Genomic DNA, 17,565 nt, shown 5'->3' on the forward strand with positions numbered 1-17,565 from the left:
GGGGTGCGGGGCCCGTGGCTCACGGGGAGCCGACGGGCCGCGCACCGGCCTCAGGAGTTTGTCGAGCCGCTGCCGCTCATGTCGCCGTCGACGGTGTCGAAGATGTCCAGCAGCTTCTCGCCGTCGATCGAGTCGAGACTGTCGCCCTGGGTCTTGAGCAGGGTGGTGATCGTCTCGTCCAGGGCGTCGTCGATGTCGTCGAAGAGGGTCTTCTGGCCGGTGAGGATCTTGTCCAGTTGGGTCGCCTGCGTCTTGAGCGCCTCCACGAGCGTGCCGCCGCCGACCGGGTCCGAGCTGTCGCCTCCGTTCATCAGGCCGATGCGCAGGATCTTGGCGAGGCCCTGGGCCGAGCCCGCACCGGTCTCGGCGATCAGGTTCTTCAGGGACCGGACGCCCGCCGGAGTGTCCTTGCGGATGGCCAGCAGATCGCTGATGAAGTCGGCGACGTCGGTGTTCTTGAAGTTCTTCAGCGCGGTCGAGTCGAGGTGGGTCAGATCAGCCATGGGTGCCTCCGCGGGCGGAACGCGCCGACCCTGGCGTACGGCGCGGCGACGGAACGGGAAGGTGCCTGGACCGCACCGGCCGCGAGGAGGCCGGCCGGTGCGGTGGAGCCGAGCGGCTCAGCGGCCGATGGTGACCTCGGACCACATCTGGCTGAGGGAGTTCTCGCTGTACTTGTAGCTGTTGGAGATCTCGTTGAGGAGCTGCGAGTGCGAGGTGAGCAGCGTCTCCATGTTCTGTACCGCGCCGTCCCAGGCCGCCTGCTTCTGGCGGTAGGTGTCGGCGTCGTTGCCGTACCAGGTCTTGGAGAGCTCACCGAGTTCGGCTTCGAGGTTGGACAGCGTCTGCGCGATCGCCTTGGTCTGCGCCACCATGTCGTCCGCGGCGTTGGACATGTGGTTGTAGCTGACGTAGATGACACCGTCGGACAGGTTGTCTGCCACAGCTTGCCTCTCTTACGCGATGGGGGGATCGGACGTCGACGCGAGGTCAGCCGGCGAGCTGGTCGAAGGCCGACTGCGCCGCGTTGTACGCCTGGTTGATGGAGTCGTTCGAGGAACCCTGGGTCTTGTTGTGTTCCACGAGGCTCTGGTTCAGCCGGTCGATGACGTCTTCGAGGTTCTTGAGGATGACGTTGCACTGGCCGTCCCACTGCGCGAGGAGCTGGCCGTACTGGCCGCCGTCGCTGCCCTGGTAGCCGCTGCCCAGGGTGGAACGGGTGCTGTCGACGTCCTGACGGATCTTCACGATGCCGCTGAACGCGCTCTCCAGGGCCTGGATTCCGTTCCGGGTCGAGCCTTCGCTTGACTGCTGGCCATCTCCAGCCATCGTCCCACCTTTCGTAAGTCGATCTACAGTGCGAGCACAACTGAGCCTAGATTGACGGAAGTTGCGACGGCAACGAACTGAGGAAGATCTGAGGTTACATTCACCTTCCCGTCAAATGCTTTTACTGCTAGGCAACTTGACCGGAACACGCGACTCCGCGGATTCCGGTTCGGAAGCTGTTCCGGTTTGGCGTGAACACGATCTCGATCGGCGAGAATTCGTCAGTTCGTCGCTACGGCAGCCGAGTTGGAGCCCACATCCGCCTGCGGCGCGCCGACCCCACCGCTCGCCGGAACCCGCCCGGCGATCGCGGCCGGACCCGAACCCGTCCCACCGGGGTTCGACCCACCGGTCCCGCACTGCGCCGCCGCGCCCGGTGCCTGTGCCGCCCCGCCCGAGTCCGACGCGGCGGCCCGGGCGCTCAGCTCCGGCCCGGTCGGCAGCATCGCCAGCAGGGTGGACGGCACCTTGACCGGGGTCGCCCCGCCGTAACCGAGGGCGGCGAGCGCGTTGGAGTCCGGGATGCGGTACTTCACTCCGTCGTCGCCGACCAGGAACGTGGTGTCGCCCACCGTCTCGCCGGCCGCGCCCAACGCCCTTGCCAGCGTGCCGTGTCCGGGCCTGGCCACCACCCTATCCACCGGCACGCAGGCCGCGGTCAGCGCCGTCGGGTCGGCCTGCGCCGCCGGGGACAGCGCGGTCTCGGCGACCCGTACCGAGGTCACCCGCACCTGTCCGCCGGACGGGTCGACCTGCGCGCACACCGACTCCCCCGCCGCGAGCGCCAGCGCGCTGGGCGGACTGTCCGGCAGCCCGGCGACCGAGGGGTCCGTCCCGGCCGTGCCCGGTGCCTGGTGGGCCCGCAGGTCGGAGACGTCGATCGTGACGACGTTCGGGGCCCCGCCGTCGTAGGCCTCCTTGCGGGTGTCCGGATCGCCGAGGAGCAGCGCCGACTGGGTGTCGGTCACCGGGTGCAGGCCGTCCTTCTGCAGGAGGTACTCCTGGTTCCCGGAGCCCGCCACCACGCGGAAGACCTGGCCGATCCGGGTGGCCCGGCCGTCCAGTTCGGGTCCTGCCGTGCCGCGGCCGTCGACCTTCGGGGTGGCCAGGTCGGGGCCGGCCACCAGGGCGTCCAGGAAGGCCGCCGACACCGGGCGGGGGGTCACGGGCGCGTAGCCGAGGGACTCCGCCGCGCCCGAGGCCTCGTCCAGCTCCAGCCGGCTGCCCTGCCACACCAGGTAGGTGTGCTTGTCCGGGCCCTTCACCACCAGTGCCGACTTCGCGCCGACCGGGTCCGTCTCCACCGGGGCGCCCGGGACGAGGGTGGTCTGCGAGCCGGTGCCCGTCGAGCAGACCTGCCACGGCGAGGACTCCAACTCCCCTGTCGACGGTACGGAGTCGGGGGCGCCGGTGATGCCGACCGGCCGGCCGACCGGGGTGCCCGCGAGCGAGGCCGAGCCGACCGACGTGGTCTTCAGGTCGGAGCCGCCGATCAGCACGGCCGAGGCGTAGTTGCGCACCGGGCGCAGCCTGCCGTCGGCGTACAGGTAGCGGGCGCCGGTGTCCTTGTTGACGATCAGGGTGTCACCGCTGCGCCAGGCGTCGTTGCCGCCCGGTTTGAGCAGCCCGAACACCAGCGCCCCGGCGCAGAACAGCACCCCGACGATCACCCCCACCAGGGCGCCCCGGCTGGTACGGCCCAGCGGGCTCTCCGGTGCGTCCGGGTCGGCCAGCAGCATGCCCGAGGTCAGGCGGCCCATCATGAACGTGTGCGCTTGCACCTGGTCGCGCTTCGACCGCACGCTTTCCTCCTGCTCGGTCGTTCGGGTTCTGGTCGGACAGGCCCTGGGGCCGTCAGCCGAAAATGCCGCGGAGGGTGCCGAACACGCCCAGCAGCCACAGGGTCAGCGGGAAGAGGGCGATCGCCAGCAGGGAGTGCAGGATCTCCGCCGCGCGGCCCCAGTACGGGACCAGACGCCGGCCCGGTACGGTCCACACCGCGACCGTGAGCGCCGCCGCCACCGCGAGCAGCCCGGCGACCAGCAGGGTCCGCTCGGTGCCGGACAGGCGCAGCCCCCAGCCGAAGGCCAGGAGCAACAGGCCCCACGCGCCCGGGAGTACGAGCACCAGCCGCTGGGCCGTGTTGACCAGGCCCCGGCCGTGCAGGAGCAGCAGCAGGGACAGGACCAGGGCGACCAGCAGCGCCGGGAGGCCGGGGCGGCGGGCCAGGGCGATCAGGCAGGCCGACGAGAGCACGCCCGTCGCGCCGTACAGCGCGGTCATCCACTCGCCGGCGAGCTCGGTGCGCACCGTCACGTCGGTGCCCCGGTAGGGCTCGATGCCCTCCTGCAACTGGTCCGGGTTGGTCGGCAGCGGCGGCATCCGCATCCCGGCGAACTTGAAGGACAGCGAGGGCACCAGGCCCCCGAGCAGCACCGTCAGGGCGGCGATCACCCCGGCCGCGGCGGCCGGCCGTACGTCGAACACCGTCATCAGGGCGCCGCCGAGCGCCGCGGCGAGCGCCACCAGTGCCGAGGCCAGGAACAGCGGGGTGCGGGCCGCGGAGGCCGCGAGGGCCAGGACCGCGCCGCCGGCCCAGGCCGCAGCCGCCCCCAACAGCCGTGCCCCCAGCACCTGGTGGGCCTGCGGACCGCTCAGCTCACCGCCCGGCACCAGCCAGCCCGCGAGCGCGAGCGCCGGTGACGCGAGCAGGCCCAGGACCACACCGGTCGCCGGATCGTCCACCGCCCGGCTCGCGGACGCGGCCCCGGCCAGGAGCAGCAGGCCCGTCCCCACGGCGGTGGCCGCGCGCAGCGACGCCGGGGTGCCCGGCAGGGCCAGCAGGACCAGTCCGGTCAGGACCGCCACCGCGACCAGACCGCGCAGCAGCCGTCGCGCCGCCTCCGGGCTCCAGCCGTGCAGCCGGTCCCGGGTGACGGCGGCGATGCCGTCGACCAGGTCGTCGAGGCGAACTTCGGGCAACGCCTCGGTGCGCGGCCGGAGATGGAGCGCCTCGCCGTCGGTCAGTTCGAGGGAGGCGAGGGTCGCCTCCTCGTCGAGCGGCCGGCCGCCGAGGCGCTGGAGTATCCAGCCGTCGTGTTCGAGACCGGTCTCCTCGGCCTCCTCCCCCGCGTACCGCAGCACGGTGGGCAGCAGGTCGGCGACGGGCACGTCGGACGGCACGGCGAGGTCGATGGTGCGGGTCGGTGCCCGCACGGTCAGATGGCACAGTCCGGTCACGGAAGTGTCGGTCATACCGGGGCTCACGTCTCCTGGACATCGAAACGGGGGCACGCGGCGCGGCGTGCTGGGTGGGGGAGAACAGGGTGGCTGGGTGGGGGAACGGGGTGCTGGTGATGCGGGGGGTGACATGGACGTACAGAGTTGACGGGGTGCACACTACTGACACTCCCTACGACGCGCGTCAACGGGAGCCCCCACCAACGGTGTTGACAGCGTCCTCCACCGTGCCAGTGCCGAGGCCGGTTCCGGTGCATGCCCCCACATGCCGCCGCGGTGCGCGAAGTCCGTTAGGAGCCCCAAGCGTTGAGCGTGGTCCTGTTCCGTCGTCCGGCCCGCCGTCGCGGACCCGACATGCCCGCCGGCGAGTTGGTCCTCCAGGAGCCGCCGACCCTCATGGAGACCGTCCCGGACACGTCCGCGGTGTGGACGTATCTGCCGATGGCGATGATGTCGGTCTCGATGATGATGATGTTCATGCGGTCGGGCGGCCAGTCCAGCGGCATCTTCATGTACCTCGCGCTCGGCATGATGGTGATGGCCGCCGGCGCGATGATGGTCGGCCAGGTCATGCGCAAGGCCGGCGACCGCAAGCAGCGGCTGCGCGGTGAACGCCGGGACTATCTGCGCTACTTGGCGCAGAGCAGGCGTACCGTGCAGCGGGCCGTGGTCGAGCAGCAGCTCGCCCTGGCCTGGCGGCATCCCGAGCCCCGGGTGCTGCGCACCATGGTCCGCACCACGCGGCTGTGGGAACGCCGGGTCAAGGACGACGACTTCGGCGAGGTGCGCATCGCGGTCGGCGACCAGCAGCTCGCGATGCGGCTGACTCCCGTCTCCAGCAAGCCCGTCGAGGATCTCGAACCGCTGTGCGCGCACGCGCTGCGGCGCTTCATCCGCGCCTACAGCACCGTTCCCGGCCAGCCCATCGCGCTGTATCTGCGGTCCTGGTCAAGGGTGTTGGTCCGTGGCGACCGGGACGCGAGCCGCGGGATGCTGCGCGCCGCGCTGGCCCAACTGGCCCTGTTCCACCCGCCGGAGGAGCTGTGGATCGCGGTCTGCACCGCCGACGAGGTGCGCGCGGAGTGGGAGTGGGTGAAGTGGCTGCCGCACAACCACCACCCCCAGGAGACCGACGGCGCGGGGCCGTTGCGCATGGTGGCCTCGGCCTTCACCGATCTGGAGGACCAGCTCGGCAGCGAGTTCTCCGAGCGGCCCGCGTTCGACCCGGACGCGGTGCCCGGCCGTGACGAGCCGCTGGTGGTGGTCGTGGTGGACGGCGCCGCCATCCCGTCCGGCCACCGTTTCGACGGGCCGGGCTTCCGCAACGCGATCGTCCTCGACCTGTCCGACTCGCTCACCTGGCGGCCCGGCCGCACCACGCTGCGCCTGGACGTGACCCCGGACGCGGTCGCGCTGGTGCGCACCGACCGCAGCCGCAAGGAGCAGACCACGGTCCTGGGCCGCCCCGACCGGGTGGGTCCGGTGGCCGCCGAGTCGCTGGCCCGGCTGATCGCGCCGTACCGGATGAGTCTCTCCTCCGACGCGGTCGAACCGCTGTCGAACGACACCGAGTTGACGACCCTGCTCGGCATCGCCGACCTGCACCGGCTGGATCCCGACACGCTGTGGCGGCGGCACACCGGCTCCGGCCGGCTGCGCGTCCCGGTCGCGGTGGGCGCGGACGGGCGGCCCGTGGAGCTGGACATCAAGGAGTCCGCGCAGGGCGGCATGGGCCCGCACGGCATGCTGATCGGCGCGACCGGTTCCGGCAAGTCGGAGCTGCTGCGCACCCTGGTCCTCGGTCTCGCACTCACGAACTCCTCCGAAACACTCAACTTCGTCCTGGTGGACTTCAAGGGCGGCGCGACCTTCCTCGGCCTGGACGAACTCCCGCACACCTCCGCCGTCATCACCAACCTCGCCGACGAGGCCGCCCTGGTGGAGCGCATGCAGGACGCCCTGCACGGCGAACTCATCCGCCGCCAGGAGCTGTTGAGGTCCGCGGGCAACTACACCTCGGCCCTGGAGTACGAGAAGGCGCGGGCCGGCGGCGCCGATCTCGCCCCGCTGCCCAGCCTGTTCGTCGTCGTCGACGAGTTCAGCGAACTCCTCGCATCGCACCGGGAGTTCATGGAGCTGTTCGTGATGATCGGCCGCCTCGGCCGGTCGCTGGGCGTGCATCTGCTGCTGGCCTCGCAGCGCCTGGACGAGGGCCGGATGCACCAGCTGGAGTCGCACCTGTCGTACCGGATCGGTCTGCGCACCTTCTCCGCGATGGAGTCCCGGGGTGTCCTCGGTGTGCCCGACGCGTACGAACTGCCGTCCCAGCCGGGCAGCGGCTACCTGAAGAGCGGCATCGAGGCCCTCACCCGGTTCCGCGCGGCCTACGTCTCCGGCCCGTACCGCAGGCGCGGCGGTGCCGTCGCGCAGGCCCGGGTCGCCACGCAGGTGGTGCCCTGGTCGACCGGATACATCGTGCCGCGCGCTCCGGCACCGGCCGCGATCGCGGTCCCGGAGCCCGAGGCGGAGGAGAGCACCGAGAGCCTGCTCGCGGTGGCGCTGGACCGGCTGCGTGACTCCGGGCCGCCCGCGCACCGCGTGTGGCTGCCGCCGCTGGACACCGCCTCCCCGCTCGACACCCTGCTCGGCGGTCTCGCCGAGGACCCGGACCGCGGGCTGACCGCACACCGCTGGAACGGCGCCGGGAAACTCCGCGTCCCGGTCGGCCTGGTCGACAAGCCGTTCGACCAGCGCCGTGACCCGCTCGTCGTGGACCTCGCCGGGGCGGGCGGCCATGTCGCCGTCGCGGGCGGCTCGCAGAGCGGCAAGTCGACGGTGCTGCGCAGCCTCATCATGGCGCTCGCGCTCACCCACACTCCGCGCGAAGTCCAGTTCTACTGCCTGGACTTCGGCGGCGGCACGCTCTCCCAGCTGACCGGACTGCCGCACGTCGGCGGGGTCGCGGCCCGCCTCGACACCGAGCGGATCAGCCGTACGGTCGCCGAGGTCACCGCCGTCCTCACCCAGCGCGAGCAGTTCTTCCTGGACAACGGCATCGACTCGATGTCCACCTACCGGCGCCGCCGCGCGGCCGGGGAGTTCCCCGACGAGCCGCACGGCGACATCTTCCTGGTGATCGACGGCTGGTCGGCGGTCCGGCAGAACTTCGACCAGTACATCCCGACGTTCAACCAGATCGCCACCAGCGGTCTCAACTACGGCATCCACCTCATCGTCGCGACCGCCCGCTGGCTGGAGCTCACCGCCCCGGTCCGCGACCAGTCCGCGACCCGGCTGGAGCTGCGGCTCGGCGACACGATGGACTCCGTGGTGGACATCCGCAAGGCGAGCGCGGTACCGCAGATCCCCGGCCGGGGTCTGACGGTCGAGACGAAACTCCACTTCCTGTCCGCGCTGCCCCGCGGTGACGGTTCCACCGACCCGGAGACGCTCAGCGAGGGAGTCGCGGACCTGGTGGACCGGATCGCGAGCGCCTGGCACGGACCGCGCGCCCCGCAGGTCCGCATGCTCCCGCACCGGCTGCCCGCGGCCGAACTCGCCGAGCCGGAACTCGGCGACGGCCAGAGCCTCAAGCTGGCGCTCGGCCAGGACGAGGAGACCCTCGGCACCGTCTGGCACGACTTCTCGCGCACCCCGCACCTGGTCGCCGTCGGCGACACGGAGAGCGGCAAGACCAACCTGCTCCGGCTGGTCGCGGACTCGGTCGTCGCCCGCTACACCCCGGCCGAGGCCCGCATCCTGGTCGTGGACTACCGCCGCGGCCTGGTCGACGCGGTCCCCGAGGAGTACCGCCTCGGCCACGCGGTGGCCCTGGAGGCCCTCAAACAACTCGTCGGCGGCTCGGCGAAGGCCCTGCGCACCCGCGTACCGGGCCAGGAGATCACCCCGGCCCGCATGCGGCTGGCCGACTGGTGGTCGGGTCCCCGGCTGTTCGTCCTCGTCGACGACTACGACATGGTCGGCGGCGGCACGGTCATGGACCACCCCTTCGCCCCGCTCTTCGAACACCTCGCCCTGGGCCACGAGTTGGGCCTGCACGTGGTCGTCGCCCGCTCGGCGACCGGCGCGGGCCGCGGCCTGAACGACCAGCTCCTGCGCCGCATGGACGAGGTCAACACCCCCGGCATCCTGATGTCCTGCTCCCCGTCCGAGGGCTACGTCTTCGGCAACGTCAAGCCCCGGGTCCTTCCCCCGGGCCGGGCGCTCCACATCGTCCGCCGCAAGCCGTCGCTGATCCAGACGGCGCTGGCGGCGGGGGCGGAGGAGTAACGAGCGGACGAGGCAGGCCGATCGAGGGGCGGGGGCCGACCGGCTCCCGCCCCTCGGTTGTCAGCTCTCCGTGGTCCCTTGGGCACCGACACCGGCGGGAACCGAACTCTCCGCACTCTCCGCCGTACCCCCGCCTTCGGGCCGCGACAGCCGGGACGGCCGCCAGCCCAGGCGCCTGCCCCGGGGCAGAACCAGCCCCAGCCACACCACCGCGATGATCACGGCGAGGCCCGCCGACGCGGGCCACAGGGCGCGGCGGAGGGGTCCGGCGGCCTTGTCGGCCGGGAGGTGGACCGGGGAGGCGGAGTCACCTCGTGGGGGTGTGGTGGTGCCGGTCAGGACCGACGTGACGGCCGCGTACGGGTCGAGGCGGGGCACGTCGGCCGGGTACGCGGAGGTGCGCAGGAGGGTCGCGGTCTGGGCGGCCGTCAGGTCCGGGTGGACGGAGCGCACGAGTGCCGCCGCCCCCGCCACGAACCCGGCGGCCAACGACGCCCCGGAGCCGATGTAGTGGCCGTTCTTCGCGGGGCCGATGCCGACCACCCCGTCGCCGGGCGCGGCGAGGGCGGCACTGTCCGTCGTGTACGCACCGGTCGGCCGCTTGCCGTTCACGTCGACGTCGAGGACGGAGAGCACTCCGTCGTCGGCGGCCGGGTAGTAGTCACGGGCGGGCGGGCTGTCCGTCGCCGAGGTCGCCGTCGCCGGGGTGTCCGGTACGGCGGCGGCGATCACCAGGACGTCCTTCTTCGCCGCGAGCGCGACGGCCGCGCGCAGCGTGGGGGTGTCGGCCGCGAGCGCCGCCGACACCGTCACCACCTTCGCCCCGCCGTCCACGGCGGCCCGGATGCCGTCCGCGACCCGCTCCGCGGTGACCGCGCCGCGCGCGTCGCTGCCGCGCACCGCGAGGACGCGCGCCTGCTGCGCCACCCCCGCGAACCGCACCCCGTCCGCTACGGCGGCGCCGATCAGCCCGGCCACGAAGGTGCCGTGACCCACGCAGTCGGTCCCGGCGTCGCCGACCGCCGTGACCCGGCCCTTGAGCGTGGGCGCGGAGGCCGAGACCCCGGTGTCGACCACGCCGACGGTCACCCCGGCGCCCGAGGCGAACGGCCAGGTCCGGGTGAGCTGCAGCGACACCTGCTCCCACGGCAGGTCGGTGGCGCGGACCGACGAGCCCGCCGTGCAGGCCGCGCCGGCGTCCAACCGCGTGGCGAGGACGGGGAGTTGGACCGTGCTCCCGGCCGCCGCGGCCGGCCCGGCGCCGAGCGCGCCCGCGGAAGCGGTCAGCAGCAGCGCCAGAGCGGCGGCGGAGACCTTGCCGTGTGCCGTGGTCATGCCCTGGCCGCCCCGCTGGAGGAGGAGGCGCTCGCCGGGTCCGCGAGGTCCTCCGGGAGGAGCAGCCGCAGGTCGTCGAGGCTGGGCACGGCCAGTCTGCTGAGCCGGCCCGCCTGGCGGGTCATCATGCGCTCCAGGATCTGGCGGGCGGTGCGCGCGTTGCCGAAGGACCGGTCGCGGGGCAGCGCGTCGAAGTGCTGCCGCAGCACCGGCCCGAGCCCGGCCGCGCACTCGTAGCCGAGCTGTACGGCGTGCTCGCGGACGATGGTGACCAGCTCGTCGGAGGAGTAGTCGGCGAACTCCACCCGGCGCGAGAACCGGGACGACAGGCCCGGGTTGGAGGCGAGGAACGTCTCCATCTCCTGGGTGTAGCCCGCGACGATGACGACCACCTTGTCCCGGTGGTCCTCCATCAGCTTCAGCAGTGTGTCCACGGCCTCCCTGCCGAAGTCGGAGCCGGAGGCCTCGCGCGGGGTGAGGGTGTACGCCTCGTCGACGAACAGCACGCCGCCCAGGGCCCGTTCGAAGACCTCGCGGGTCAACTGCGCGGTGTGGCCCACGTATCGGCCGACCAGGTCGGCGCGGGACACCTCGACGAGCTGGCCGCGCGGCAACACGCCCAGGGAGGCGAGGAGTTCGCCGTAGAGGCGGGCCACGGTGGTCTTGCCGGTGCCGGGAGGGCCGGTGAAGACGAGGTGGTGGCTGAGCCGGGGCACCGGGAGTCCGGCGGCCTCACGCTGCTTGGCCGTCGACACCAGGTTGACGAGGTCGGTGACGTCCCGCTTCACGGCGTGCAGTCCGACCAGCGCGTCCAGCCTGCTGAGCGCGTCGTCGCCGGGGTCCACGGCGTTCGGGCCGTCGGCGGCGGTGCGGGCCGCCTCCTCGCTGATGTCCTGCGGCAGCAGCAGCGAGAGGTCCTGCTCGGTGACGTCGGTGAGCGCGGACAGCCGTACGGCCTGCCGGTCCACCATCTCCTCGAACACCTGCCGTGCGGCACGGCCGTTGCCGAACCCGGCGTCCTTGGGTATTCGTTCGAAGTGCACCGCGAGCGCGTGCCGGGTCTCGTCGGCGAGCGCGTACTGGTGGCGTACGCACATGCTCTCCATGATCTCCACCAGCTCGGGCACCGAGTAGTTCTCGAACTCGACGGTCCGTGAGAAACGGGACGCCAGACCGGGGTTGGAGCCGAGGAAGCTGCGCATCTCGTCGGAGTAGCCCGCCGCGACGACGACCACGTCCTCGCGGTGGTCCTCCATCAGCTTCAGCAGCGTGTCGACGGCCTCGCGCCCGAAGTCGGCCCCGGAACCACGGGAGTCGGAGGTGAGGGTGTACGCCTCGTCGACGAACAGCACGCCGCCCAGGGCCCGTTCGAAGGCCTCCGTGGTCTTGATGGCCGTGCCGCCGATGACCTGGGCGACCAGGTCGGCGCGGGAGACCTCGACGAGGTGTCCGGAGCGCAGGGCGCCCAGTTCGGCGAGGATCGTGCCGTAGAGGCGGGCCACGGTGGTCTTGCCGGTGCCGGGCGGGCCCGCGAAGACCAGGTGGCGGCTCATCGGCGGTGCGGACATGCCGAGTTGGGCGCGGCGCGCGGCCAGCTGGGTGAGGTTGACGAGGGTGCGGACCTGTTCCTTGACGTTGTCGAGGCCGATCAGGCCCTCCAGCGCGGCCATCGGTCCGTCGGGGCGTCCGGGCCCCTCCGACTCCGGTACGGTGCCCGCCGGGTCGGTGCCCTCGGCCTCGCCGAAGCCCCAGGCGTCGCGGGCCTCGTTGCCGGTGCTCGTGAGGTTCTCCACCGCGAGCCGGCCGCCCGCCTTGGCCTGGACGAGGCCGCCGCCCTTGTTGTCGCGGACCGTGCAGCCCACGACCGAGACCGGCGCCTCGGACTCGACGCGGATGCCGTCGCGGTCGTTACCGGCCGCCTCGCAGCCGTTCAGGGAGGCCCGGCCGCCGTCGCGGACCAGGAAGCCGTGTTCGGCGGAGGCGGCGGTCCGTACCCGGTTGGCCGTCAACTCGCCGCCGGTGTCCACGAGTACACCGCAGCCGCCGGCCGAGACCAGCTCGCCGTCACGGAGTGCGGCCGTGCCCTCGCCGCCGATCTCCAGACCGGCACCGCCGGGGTTGTTGACCCGGAATCCGGCGAGGTAGACGTTGCCGCCCGCCGCGACCACCGCGCCCGCGCCGCCCGGGGCCTCCACCGTGCAGTCCTCGACCCGGCCGCGCCCGCCGTCGCGCACGGAGACACCGCTGCCGCCCGCGCCGGTGATCCGGGCCCGCCGCACCAGCGGGTTGGCGTTGCCGCGGATCACCACACCGACGCCCTTGACGTCGATGATCTCCACGCGCTCCAGCTCGGCCGCCGCGTCCTCTTCGAGGAGGACGCCGTCCGACTCGCCGTCCCGGACGGTCAGCGAGGTCAGCGTGGGCGAGGAGGCACCGGCCACCCGCAGCGCCGCCGTCTGGGCGCCGGTCAGCCAGCAGTCCTCGTAGGTGCCGCGTGAACGGTCCGTCACCAGCAGGCCGTTGCCCGTGGTGCGGGCGGTGCGGCAGCGACGCAGGACCGGGTCGCTGCCGTGCGAGACGATGATGCCGGGCCCGCTGGAGCCGGTGACCCGCACCTCCTCCAGCTCGCAGCGGGCGGAGCTGGTCACATGCACACCGATGGAGGTGTCGCGGATCACGGTCCGCAGCACCCGGATCGCGCTGCGCTCCTCAAGTGCCAGCGAGGGCTTGTCCGTCGAGGCGAGATCGCAGTCCTCGACGGAGCCCTGCGCGTCGCCGTTGGCGAGCACGCCGTTGCCGCGCGCGTCCCGGATCGTGCAGCCGCGCAGGGTGGCCCGGCCGCGTTCGCCGATCACGACACCACTGGTGCCGAGGTGTTCGAGGGTGCAGGACTCCAGCGAGCTCTCGGTCGGCGAGGTGACGACGACGCCGGCGCCGGTGCGGTTGGAGACCCGGCACTCGCGCATCGCCAACGAGCCGGAGTTGCGGGCCAGTACGGTCGTCCAGGAGGCGCCGGACAGATCGCAGCCCTGCATCGCGACCTGCCCGTGCGAGGCGTCCACGGCGGGCTGTTCCTCGTCCTGGCCCTGGACCACCAGGTCGGTCAGCATCACCGCGTCCACGCGCAGCGAGATCACGATGCCCTTGCGCGGTGCCAACCGGACGGTGCCGCGCGCCTGTTCGGCGACGATGGTCACCCGGGTGGTGACGACGAGGTTCTCCTCGTAGGTCCCCGGGCGGACGCTCAGCACCGCGCCGCCGCGCGCCCTGGCCAGGGCCTCTCCGATCGTCCGGGCGTCCCCGGTGCCCTCCGGACAGACCGTCAGTACCTGGCGCACTCAGCTGACCTCCTCGTGTCGGCACCTGTCGGTTGCGGCCAACCCCATCATGCCGTACGGCAAATTATGTGCCGTCCCGCAACAGCCGTACCAGCACCGGAGCTTGCGCGTGACGATTGTTAACTCCCGGGAAAGGAACCGTCGTTGGCGCACGGGCGTGTATGCGCGTGAAAGGATTGTCCATACAGACGCACGACGAACTGCTGGGCGATTGGGGCGGACAGGGCGGATGACAGACCGAACCGGACCGACCGCGGGGAAGACAGCGGCAGAGACCTCGGCAGCGGCCACCCCGGCCGGGGAGACCGCCACCGCGTCGACCTCGGCCACCGAGGAATCCGCGGCGACGAGCACAGCGAGTGCGACACCCAAATCCCATTCAGGGGCTGCCGGTTCGGCCGGGACCGTCTCCGCGGAGTCCGTCGCGGCGGAGCTGAGCGGTCCCGCGGCCTCCACCGCGGAGACCGAGGCGCTCGCCGGTGCCGGCCACAGGACCGCGGAACCCGACGGGCCGGCCGGCCCGGAGTCCGCCGCCGGACCGGCGCGGCAGGAGGCCGCCGAGCCCGAGGCGCCCACCATGGCGGTGGCCGCCGGCGTCCCCGAGGGGGACGGACCGGCCCCCGGCGACACGGCCGCCGCGTCCGTCGGCCGCCCGGGCCGCCCGCTGCTGGCCGGTGCGGCGGTGCTCGGCGCGCTGCTGATCGCCGTACCGGGGCTGCTGATGAGCCGGGACCGGACGCCGGACAACCACGACCGGGTCGTCGCCGACCAGGCGGGCACGATCCTCGGCGACGGCGCGACGCAGGGCGCCGGGGCATTCGCCTCGTCCAGCCCGTCCGCTCCCGCCCAGCACGCCACCACGAAGGCCGCCGCCCCGCACAAGACCTCGCCGGGGAAGACGACCGTCGCAGAGCCGGCGAGCGAGCCGACGACGGTGAAGACGAAGAAGCCGGCCGCGGCGGCGAAGCCGACGAAGAAGTCCGGCACGAACAAGTCCGGGAGCACCAAGTCCGGTGCGAAGTCGGGCTCCACCACGACGTCGAGCTATCCGTCGGACGTCCTCGTCACGGCCACCCGGGTGCTGAGCTCGGGCCAGTCGATCAACGCCAAGAAGGCGCGGCTGCGCATGCAGACCGACGGCAACTTCGTGCTGTACGACGAGAACAACAAGCCCCGTTGGGCCACCATGACCTTCGGTTCGAACTACCACGCGGTCTTCCAGGCGGACGGCAACCTCGTCGTCTACACGTCGGGCAACCAGCCGGTCTGGGCCAGCCAGACCGCCGGCCACAACGGCGCCTACCTCAGGCTCCAGGGCGACGGCAACATGGTGATCTACTCCGGTTCGACGGCGATCTGGGCGAGCAACACCCAGCACTGAGCGACCTGAACTCCCTTTCGGCCCGCCGCCCTTGATGTCGGCGGGCCGAAGGCGTGGGAACTCAGCTCTCGGTCAGGGTGATGTCCTGGTGCTGCACCGCGTGGAAGCGGGGCAGCGGCAGGCCGCCCTGGGGGGCCAGTTCCATCACCGTGGCCTCGACGTGGGCCGGGCCGGGGTCGAGCGGGTCGGACGAGGGCTTGCCGGAGTTCTCCCAGCCGTGCTCCATGCCGTCGCAGACCGCCCGGGTGCCGCCGACGCCGTGCCGGACCGCGGAGTCGCCCTGGGAGACGGAGGAACTGACGAAGGCCGGGCCTGAGTTGCCGAGACAGCGGTAGGTGCCGGAGAGGGTGACGGTGCCGTCCGGGGCGATGGTGCCCGTGGGGTCGACCGTCACCGTCTCGTAGGGGCCGGCGGACGCGGTCGCGGCGGGAGCGGCGGCGACCAGCAGCAGCGCGGCACCGGCCGCCGAACCGAGGGCGGAACGCAGGGACATGGGAGTACCTCCTGAAGTATCCGAAGCAGAGGTCTCCACTGGTACCGGTCGAGCGGCCCAACTCCCGTGATCGTCACTCCTTCGGTGGCGAGTCCGCACCGAGCGTCGTGGAACCGTCCGAGTGTTGTCCGCGTGTTGTCACGCTTCACAGCGGCCTGTTCCGATGAGTTCGCGGCGGGGGGATGGTCTGTATATGCGATGCGGGCGGCGAAGGAGCCGCCGGAACGGATCGCATCCGACGTGGAGGTACGCCATGTGTTCCCACCAGTCCTCGTGCCCCGTGACCGACACCGACACCGCGCACGTCGTCTCCGCCCACCCCGAGCAGGGCTGGACGCTGCTGTGCGACGGCGCGATCGTCTTCGACGACAGCGGCCTGCTGCTCCCCGACGGCCGGATCGTCGCCCCGCACCGGGTACCGGCCGACCAACTCGCCGTCGCCGCCTGACCCCTCGCACCCGACCGGTCCCGCGCGATCGTCTTCCCGGACGCGCTGCCCACGGTGATCTTCGAACCGTGCAGGTTCAGCTTGCGTACCCCAGGTGACCAGCAGTGATGCTGACGACCTAAGATGATCAACGTGTCCGACCAGCATGCTCCACGGTCTCTCATCGTCACGCTCTACGGTGCGTACGGCCGCTTCGTGCCCGGCCCGGTTCCGGTCGCGGAACTGATCCGGCTCCTGGCCGCCGCCGGCGTCGACGCGCCCTCGGTGCGCTCGTCGGTGTCCCGGCTCAAACGGCGCGGGCTCCTGGTGCCCGCCCGTACCGCCCAGGGCGCCGCCGGTTACGAACTGTCGCCCGAGGCAAGGCAGTTGCTCGACGACGGCGACCGGCGCATCTACACGGCCGGCCCCTCGGACGACGAGGGCTGGGTGCTCGCGGTGTTCTCCGTCCCCGAGTCCGAACGGCAGAAGCGGCACATCCTGCGCTCCCGGCTGTCCGGCCTCGGTTTCGGCACCGCCGCCCCGGGCGTGTGGATCGCGCCCGCCCGGCTGTACGAGGAGACCCGGCACATCCTCGGGCGGCTGCGGCTCGACCCGTACGTGGACTTCTTCCGCGGCGAGCACCTCGGCTTCGCGGCGACCGCCGACGCCGTGGCCCGCTGGTGGGACCTGACCGCGATCGCCAAGGAGCACGAGACCTTCCTCGACCGCCACGCGCCGGTGCTGGCCGGCTGGGAGCGGCGCGCGGACACCCCGCCCGAGGAGGCCTACCGCGACTACCTCCTCGCCCTGGACTCCTGGCGCCACCTCCCCTACGTCGATCCCGGCCTCCCCGCCTCCCTGCTCCCCCGGGACTGGCCGGGCGCCCGCTCGGCCGAGGTGTTCCGCGCGCTGCACGCACGGCTGCGGGACGCGGGAGCGGTGTTCGCGGGCATCATGAACAGTTCATGACGAACCACCGCGACCTCTTGCGCACCACCGGTCACTCAGCTAAACCTCAGCTTCCTTAGCGGGTCCTCTCAGAGTTCTTACCTAACCTTCGACGACGTCGCTCGTCGGGTAAGAAAGAGGACTGTTGCGCATGACCACCACGGCAAGGGCTCAGGGAGCCACCGTCTGGCTCACCGGACTGCCGAGTGCGGGCAAGACGACGATCGCCCAGCACCTGAGCGATCGCCTGAGAGCCGAAGGGCGTCGCGTGGAGGTCCTCGACGGCGACGAGGTACGCCGCTTCCTCTCGGCCGGCCTCGGCTTCTCCCGCGAGGACCGCAACACCAATGTGCAGCGCATCGGCCTCGTCTCCGAGGTGCTCGCCCGCAACGGCGTGCTCTCCGTCGTCCCGGTCATCGCCCCGTACGCCGACAGCCGCGAGGCCGTCCGCAAGCGCCACGAGGCGAGCGGGACGCCGTACATCGAGGTGCATGTCGCGACCCCCGTGGAGGTGTGCAGCGAACGCGACGTCAAGGGCCTCTACGCCCGTCAGGCCGCGGGCGCGCTGACCGGCCTGACCGGCGTCGACGACCCGTACGAGCCGCCCACGGACCCGGCGCTCACCCTGCGGACGCAGACGCAGAGCCCGCAGGAGTCGGCGGACGCGGTGTACGCGGTGCTGGCCGAGCGGGGGCTGCTGTGACCTTCTCGCTCTCGCACCTGGACGCTCTGGAGTCCGAGGCGGTGCACATCTTCCGTGAGGTGGCGGGTGAGTTCGAGCGGC

Annotated in this window: 13 protein-coding genes; 5 read left to right on the top strand and 8 right to left on the bottom strand. The window is 72.2% G+C overall.

Annotated elements, in window-relative coordinates; translation table 11 throughout:
• Window positions 1–50: 50 nt before the first annotated feature.
• The 5 genes from ACWDEW_RS46470 to eccD all read right to left on the bottom strand — a co-directional run bounded on the left by ACWDEW_RS46470 (window position 51) and on the right by eccD (window position 4,584).
• Window positions 51–503: a type VII secretion system-associated protein gene (locus ACWDEW_RS46470; RefSeq protein ID WP_450522069.1), complete on the bottom strand. Its 453-nt coding sequence runs from the start codon at window positions 501–503 to the stop codon at window positions 51–53.
• 117 nt (window positions 504–620) lie between these two features.
• Complete coding sequence (locus ACWDEW_RS46475) at window positions 621–944, bottom strand: WXG100 family type VII secretion target (RefSeq protein ID WP_019075403.1); 324 nt, start codon at window positions 942–944, stop codon at window positions 621–623.
• 46 nt (window positions 945–990) lie between these two features.
• Complete coding sequence (locus ACWDEW_RS46480; protein WP_033285066.1) at window positions 991–1,329, bottom strand: hypothetical protein; 339 nt, start codon at window positions 1,327–1,329, stop codon at window positions 991–993.
• A gap of 221 nt (window positions 1,330–1,550) precedes the next feature.
• Entirely contained in the window at window positions 1,551–3,131 is a 1,581-nt protein-coding gene (gene eccB, locus ACWDEW_RS46485) for a type VII secretion protein EccB (protein WP_450522072.1), read from the bottom strand.
• Between the two features lie 52 nt (window positions 3,132–3,183).
• Window positions 3,184–4,584 carry a type VII secretion integral membrane protein EccD gene (gene eccD, locus ACWDEW_RS46490; protein ID WP_450522074.1) on the bottom strand — a complete coding sequence of 467 codons (1,401 nt, stop codon included), beginning with the start codon at window positions 4,582–4,584 and terminating at the stop codon, window positions 3,184–3,186.
• 339 nt (window positions 4,585–4,923) lie between these two features.
• Between eccD and eccCa the strand changes: the two genes are divergently transcribed.
• Window positions 4,924–8,859, top strand: coding sequence for a type VII secretion protein EccCa (eccCa, locus tag ACWDEW_RS46495; protein WP_450522087.1), 3,936 nt, complete (start codon window positions 4,924–4,926; stop codon window positions 8,857–8,859).
• Window positions 8,860–8,919: 60 nt separating this feature from the next.
• Here the strand turns inward: eccCa and ACWDEW_RS46500 are convergent, their stop codons facing one another.
• Both ACWDEW_RS46500 and ACWDEW_RS46505 read right to left on the bottom strand, forming a co-directional pair.
• The gene (locus tag ACWDEW_RS46500) at window positions 8,920–10,194 is read right to left on the bottom strand and encodes a S8 family serine peptidase (RefSeq protein WP_450522076.1); all 1,275 of its coding nucleotides are present in this window, start codon (window positions 10,192–10,194) and stop codon (window positions 8,920–8,922) included.
• Window positions 10,191–13,532, bottom strand: a complete 3,342-nt coding sequence (locus tag ACWDEW_RS46505) for a right-handed parallel beta-helix repeat-containing protein (protein ID WP_450522078.1) — start codon at window positions 13,530–13,532, stop codon at window positions 10,191–10,193. Before ACWDEW_RS46505 ends, ACWDEW_RS46500 begins: the two co-directional genes overlap by 4 nt.
• Window positions 13,533–13,761: 229 nt before the next feature.
• On the opposite strand from ACWDEW_RS46505, the gene ACWDEW_RS46510 reads away from it, so the two are divergent.
• Window positions 13,762–14,913 carry a hypothetical protein gene (locus ACWDEW_RS46510; protein ID WP_450522080.1) on the top strand — a complete coding sequence of 384 codons (1,152 nt, stop codon included), beginning with the start codon at window positions 13,762–13,764 and terminating at the stop codon, window positions 14,911–14,913.
• A gap of 61 nt (window positions 14,914–14,974) precedes the next feature.
• Here the strand turns inward: ACWDEW_RS46510 and ACWDEW_RS46515 are convergent, their stop codons facing one another.
• Window positions 14,975–15,406 (bottom strand): DUF6299 family protein, encoded by a 432-nt coding sequence (locus tag ACWDEW_RS46515; protein WP_450522082.1) that lies wholly within the window; start codon window positions 15,404–15,406, stop codon window positions 14,975–14,977.
• A 253-nt stretch (window positions 15,407–15,659) separates the two neighbouring features.
• Between ACWDEW_RS46515 and ACWDEW_RS46520 the strand changes: the two genes are divergently transcribed.
• The 3 genes from ACWDEW_RS46520 to cysC all read left to right on the top strand — a co-directional run bounded on the left by ACWDEW_RS46520 (window position 15,660) and on the right by cysC (window position 17,484).
• On the top strand, window positions 15,660–15,854 hold the full coding sequence (locus tag ACWDEW_RS46520) for a DUF5999 family protein (RefSeq protein ID WP_019075394.1): 195 nt from the start codon (window positions 15,660–15,662) through the stop codon (window positions 15,852–15,854).
• Window positions 15,855–15,977: 123 nt separating this feature from the next.
• The gene (locus tag ACWDEW_RS46525; protein WP_450522083.1) at window positions 15,978–16,802 is read left to right on the top strand and encodes a PaaX family transcriptional regulator; all 825 of its coding nucleotides are present in this window, start codon (window positions 15,978–15,980) and stop codon (window positions 16,800–16,802) included.
• Window positions 16,803–16,932: 130 nt separating this feature from the next.
• Window positions 16,933–17,484, top strand: coding sequence for an adenylyl-sulfate kinase (gene cysC / locus ACWDEW_RS46530; RefSeq protein ID WP_450522085.1), 552 nt, complete (start codon window positions 16,933–16,935; stop codon window positions 17,482–17,484).
• Window positions 17,485–17,565: the final 81 nt, after the last annotated feature.

This window comes from Streptomyces sp. NPDC001100, assembly GCF_053598575.1.

Coding starts and splice junctions, on each gene's coding strand:
- ACWDEW_RS46470 (WP_450522069.1), bottom strand. CDS start 503: ATGGCTGATCTGACCCACCTCGACTCGACCGCGCTGAAGAACTTCAAG.
- ACWDEW_RS46480 (WP_033285066.1), bottom strand. CDS start 1,329: ATGGCTGGAGATGGCCAGCAGTCAAGCGAAGGCTCGACCCGGAACGGA.
- eccD (WP_450522074.1), bottom strand. CDS start 4,584: ATGACCGACACTTCCGTGACCGGACTGTGCCATCTGACCGTGCGGGCA.
- eccCa (WP_450522087.1), top strand. CDS start 4,924: ATGCCCGCCGGCGAGTTGGTCCTCCAGGAGCCGCCGACCCTCATGGAG.
- ACWDEW_RS46500 (WP_450522076.1), bottom strand. CDS start 10,194: ATGACCACGGCACACGGCAAGGTCTCCGCCGCCGCTCTGGCGCTGCTG.
- ACWDEW_RS46510 (WP_450522080.1), top strand. CDS start 13,762: ATGACAGACCGAACCGGACCGACCGCGGGGAAGACAGCGGCAGAGACC.
- ACWDEW_RS46515 (WP_450522082.1), bottom strand. CDS start 15,406: ATGTCCCTGCGTTCCGCCCTCGGTTCGGCGGCCGGTGCCGCGCTGCTG.
- ACWDEW_RS46520 (WP_019075394.1), top strand. CDS start 15,660: ATGTGTTCCCACCAGTCCTCGTGCCCCGTGACCGACACCGACACCGCG.
- ACWDEW_RS46525 (WP_450522083.1), top strand. CDS start 15,978: ATGATCAACGTGTCCGACCAGCATGCTCCACGGTCTCTCATCGTCACG.
- cysC (WP_450522085.1), top strand. CDS start 16,933: ATGACCACCACGGCAAGGGCTCAGGGAGCCACCGTCTGGCTCACCGGA.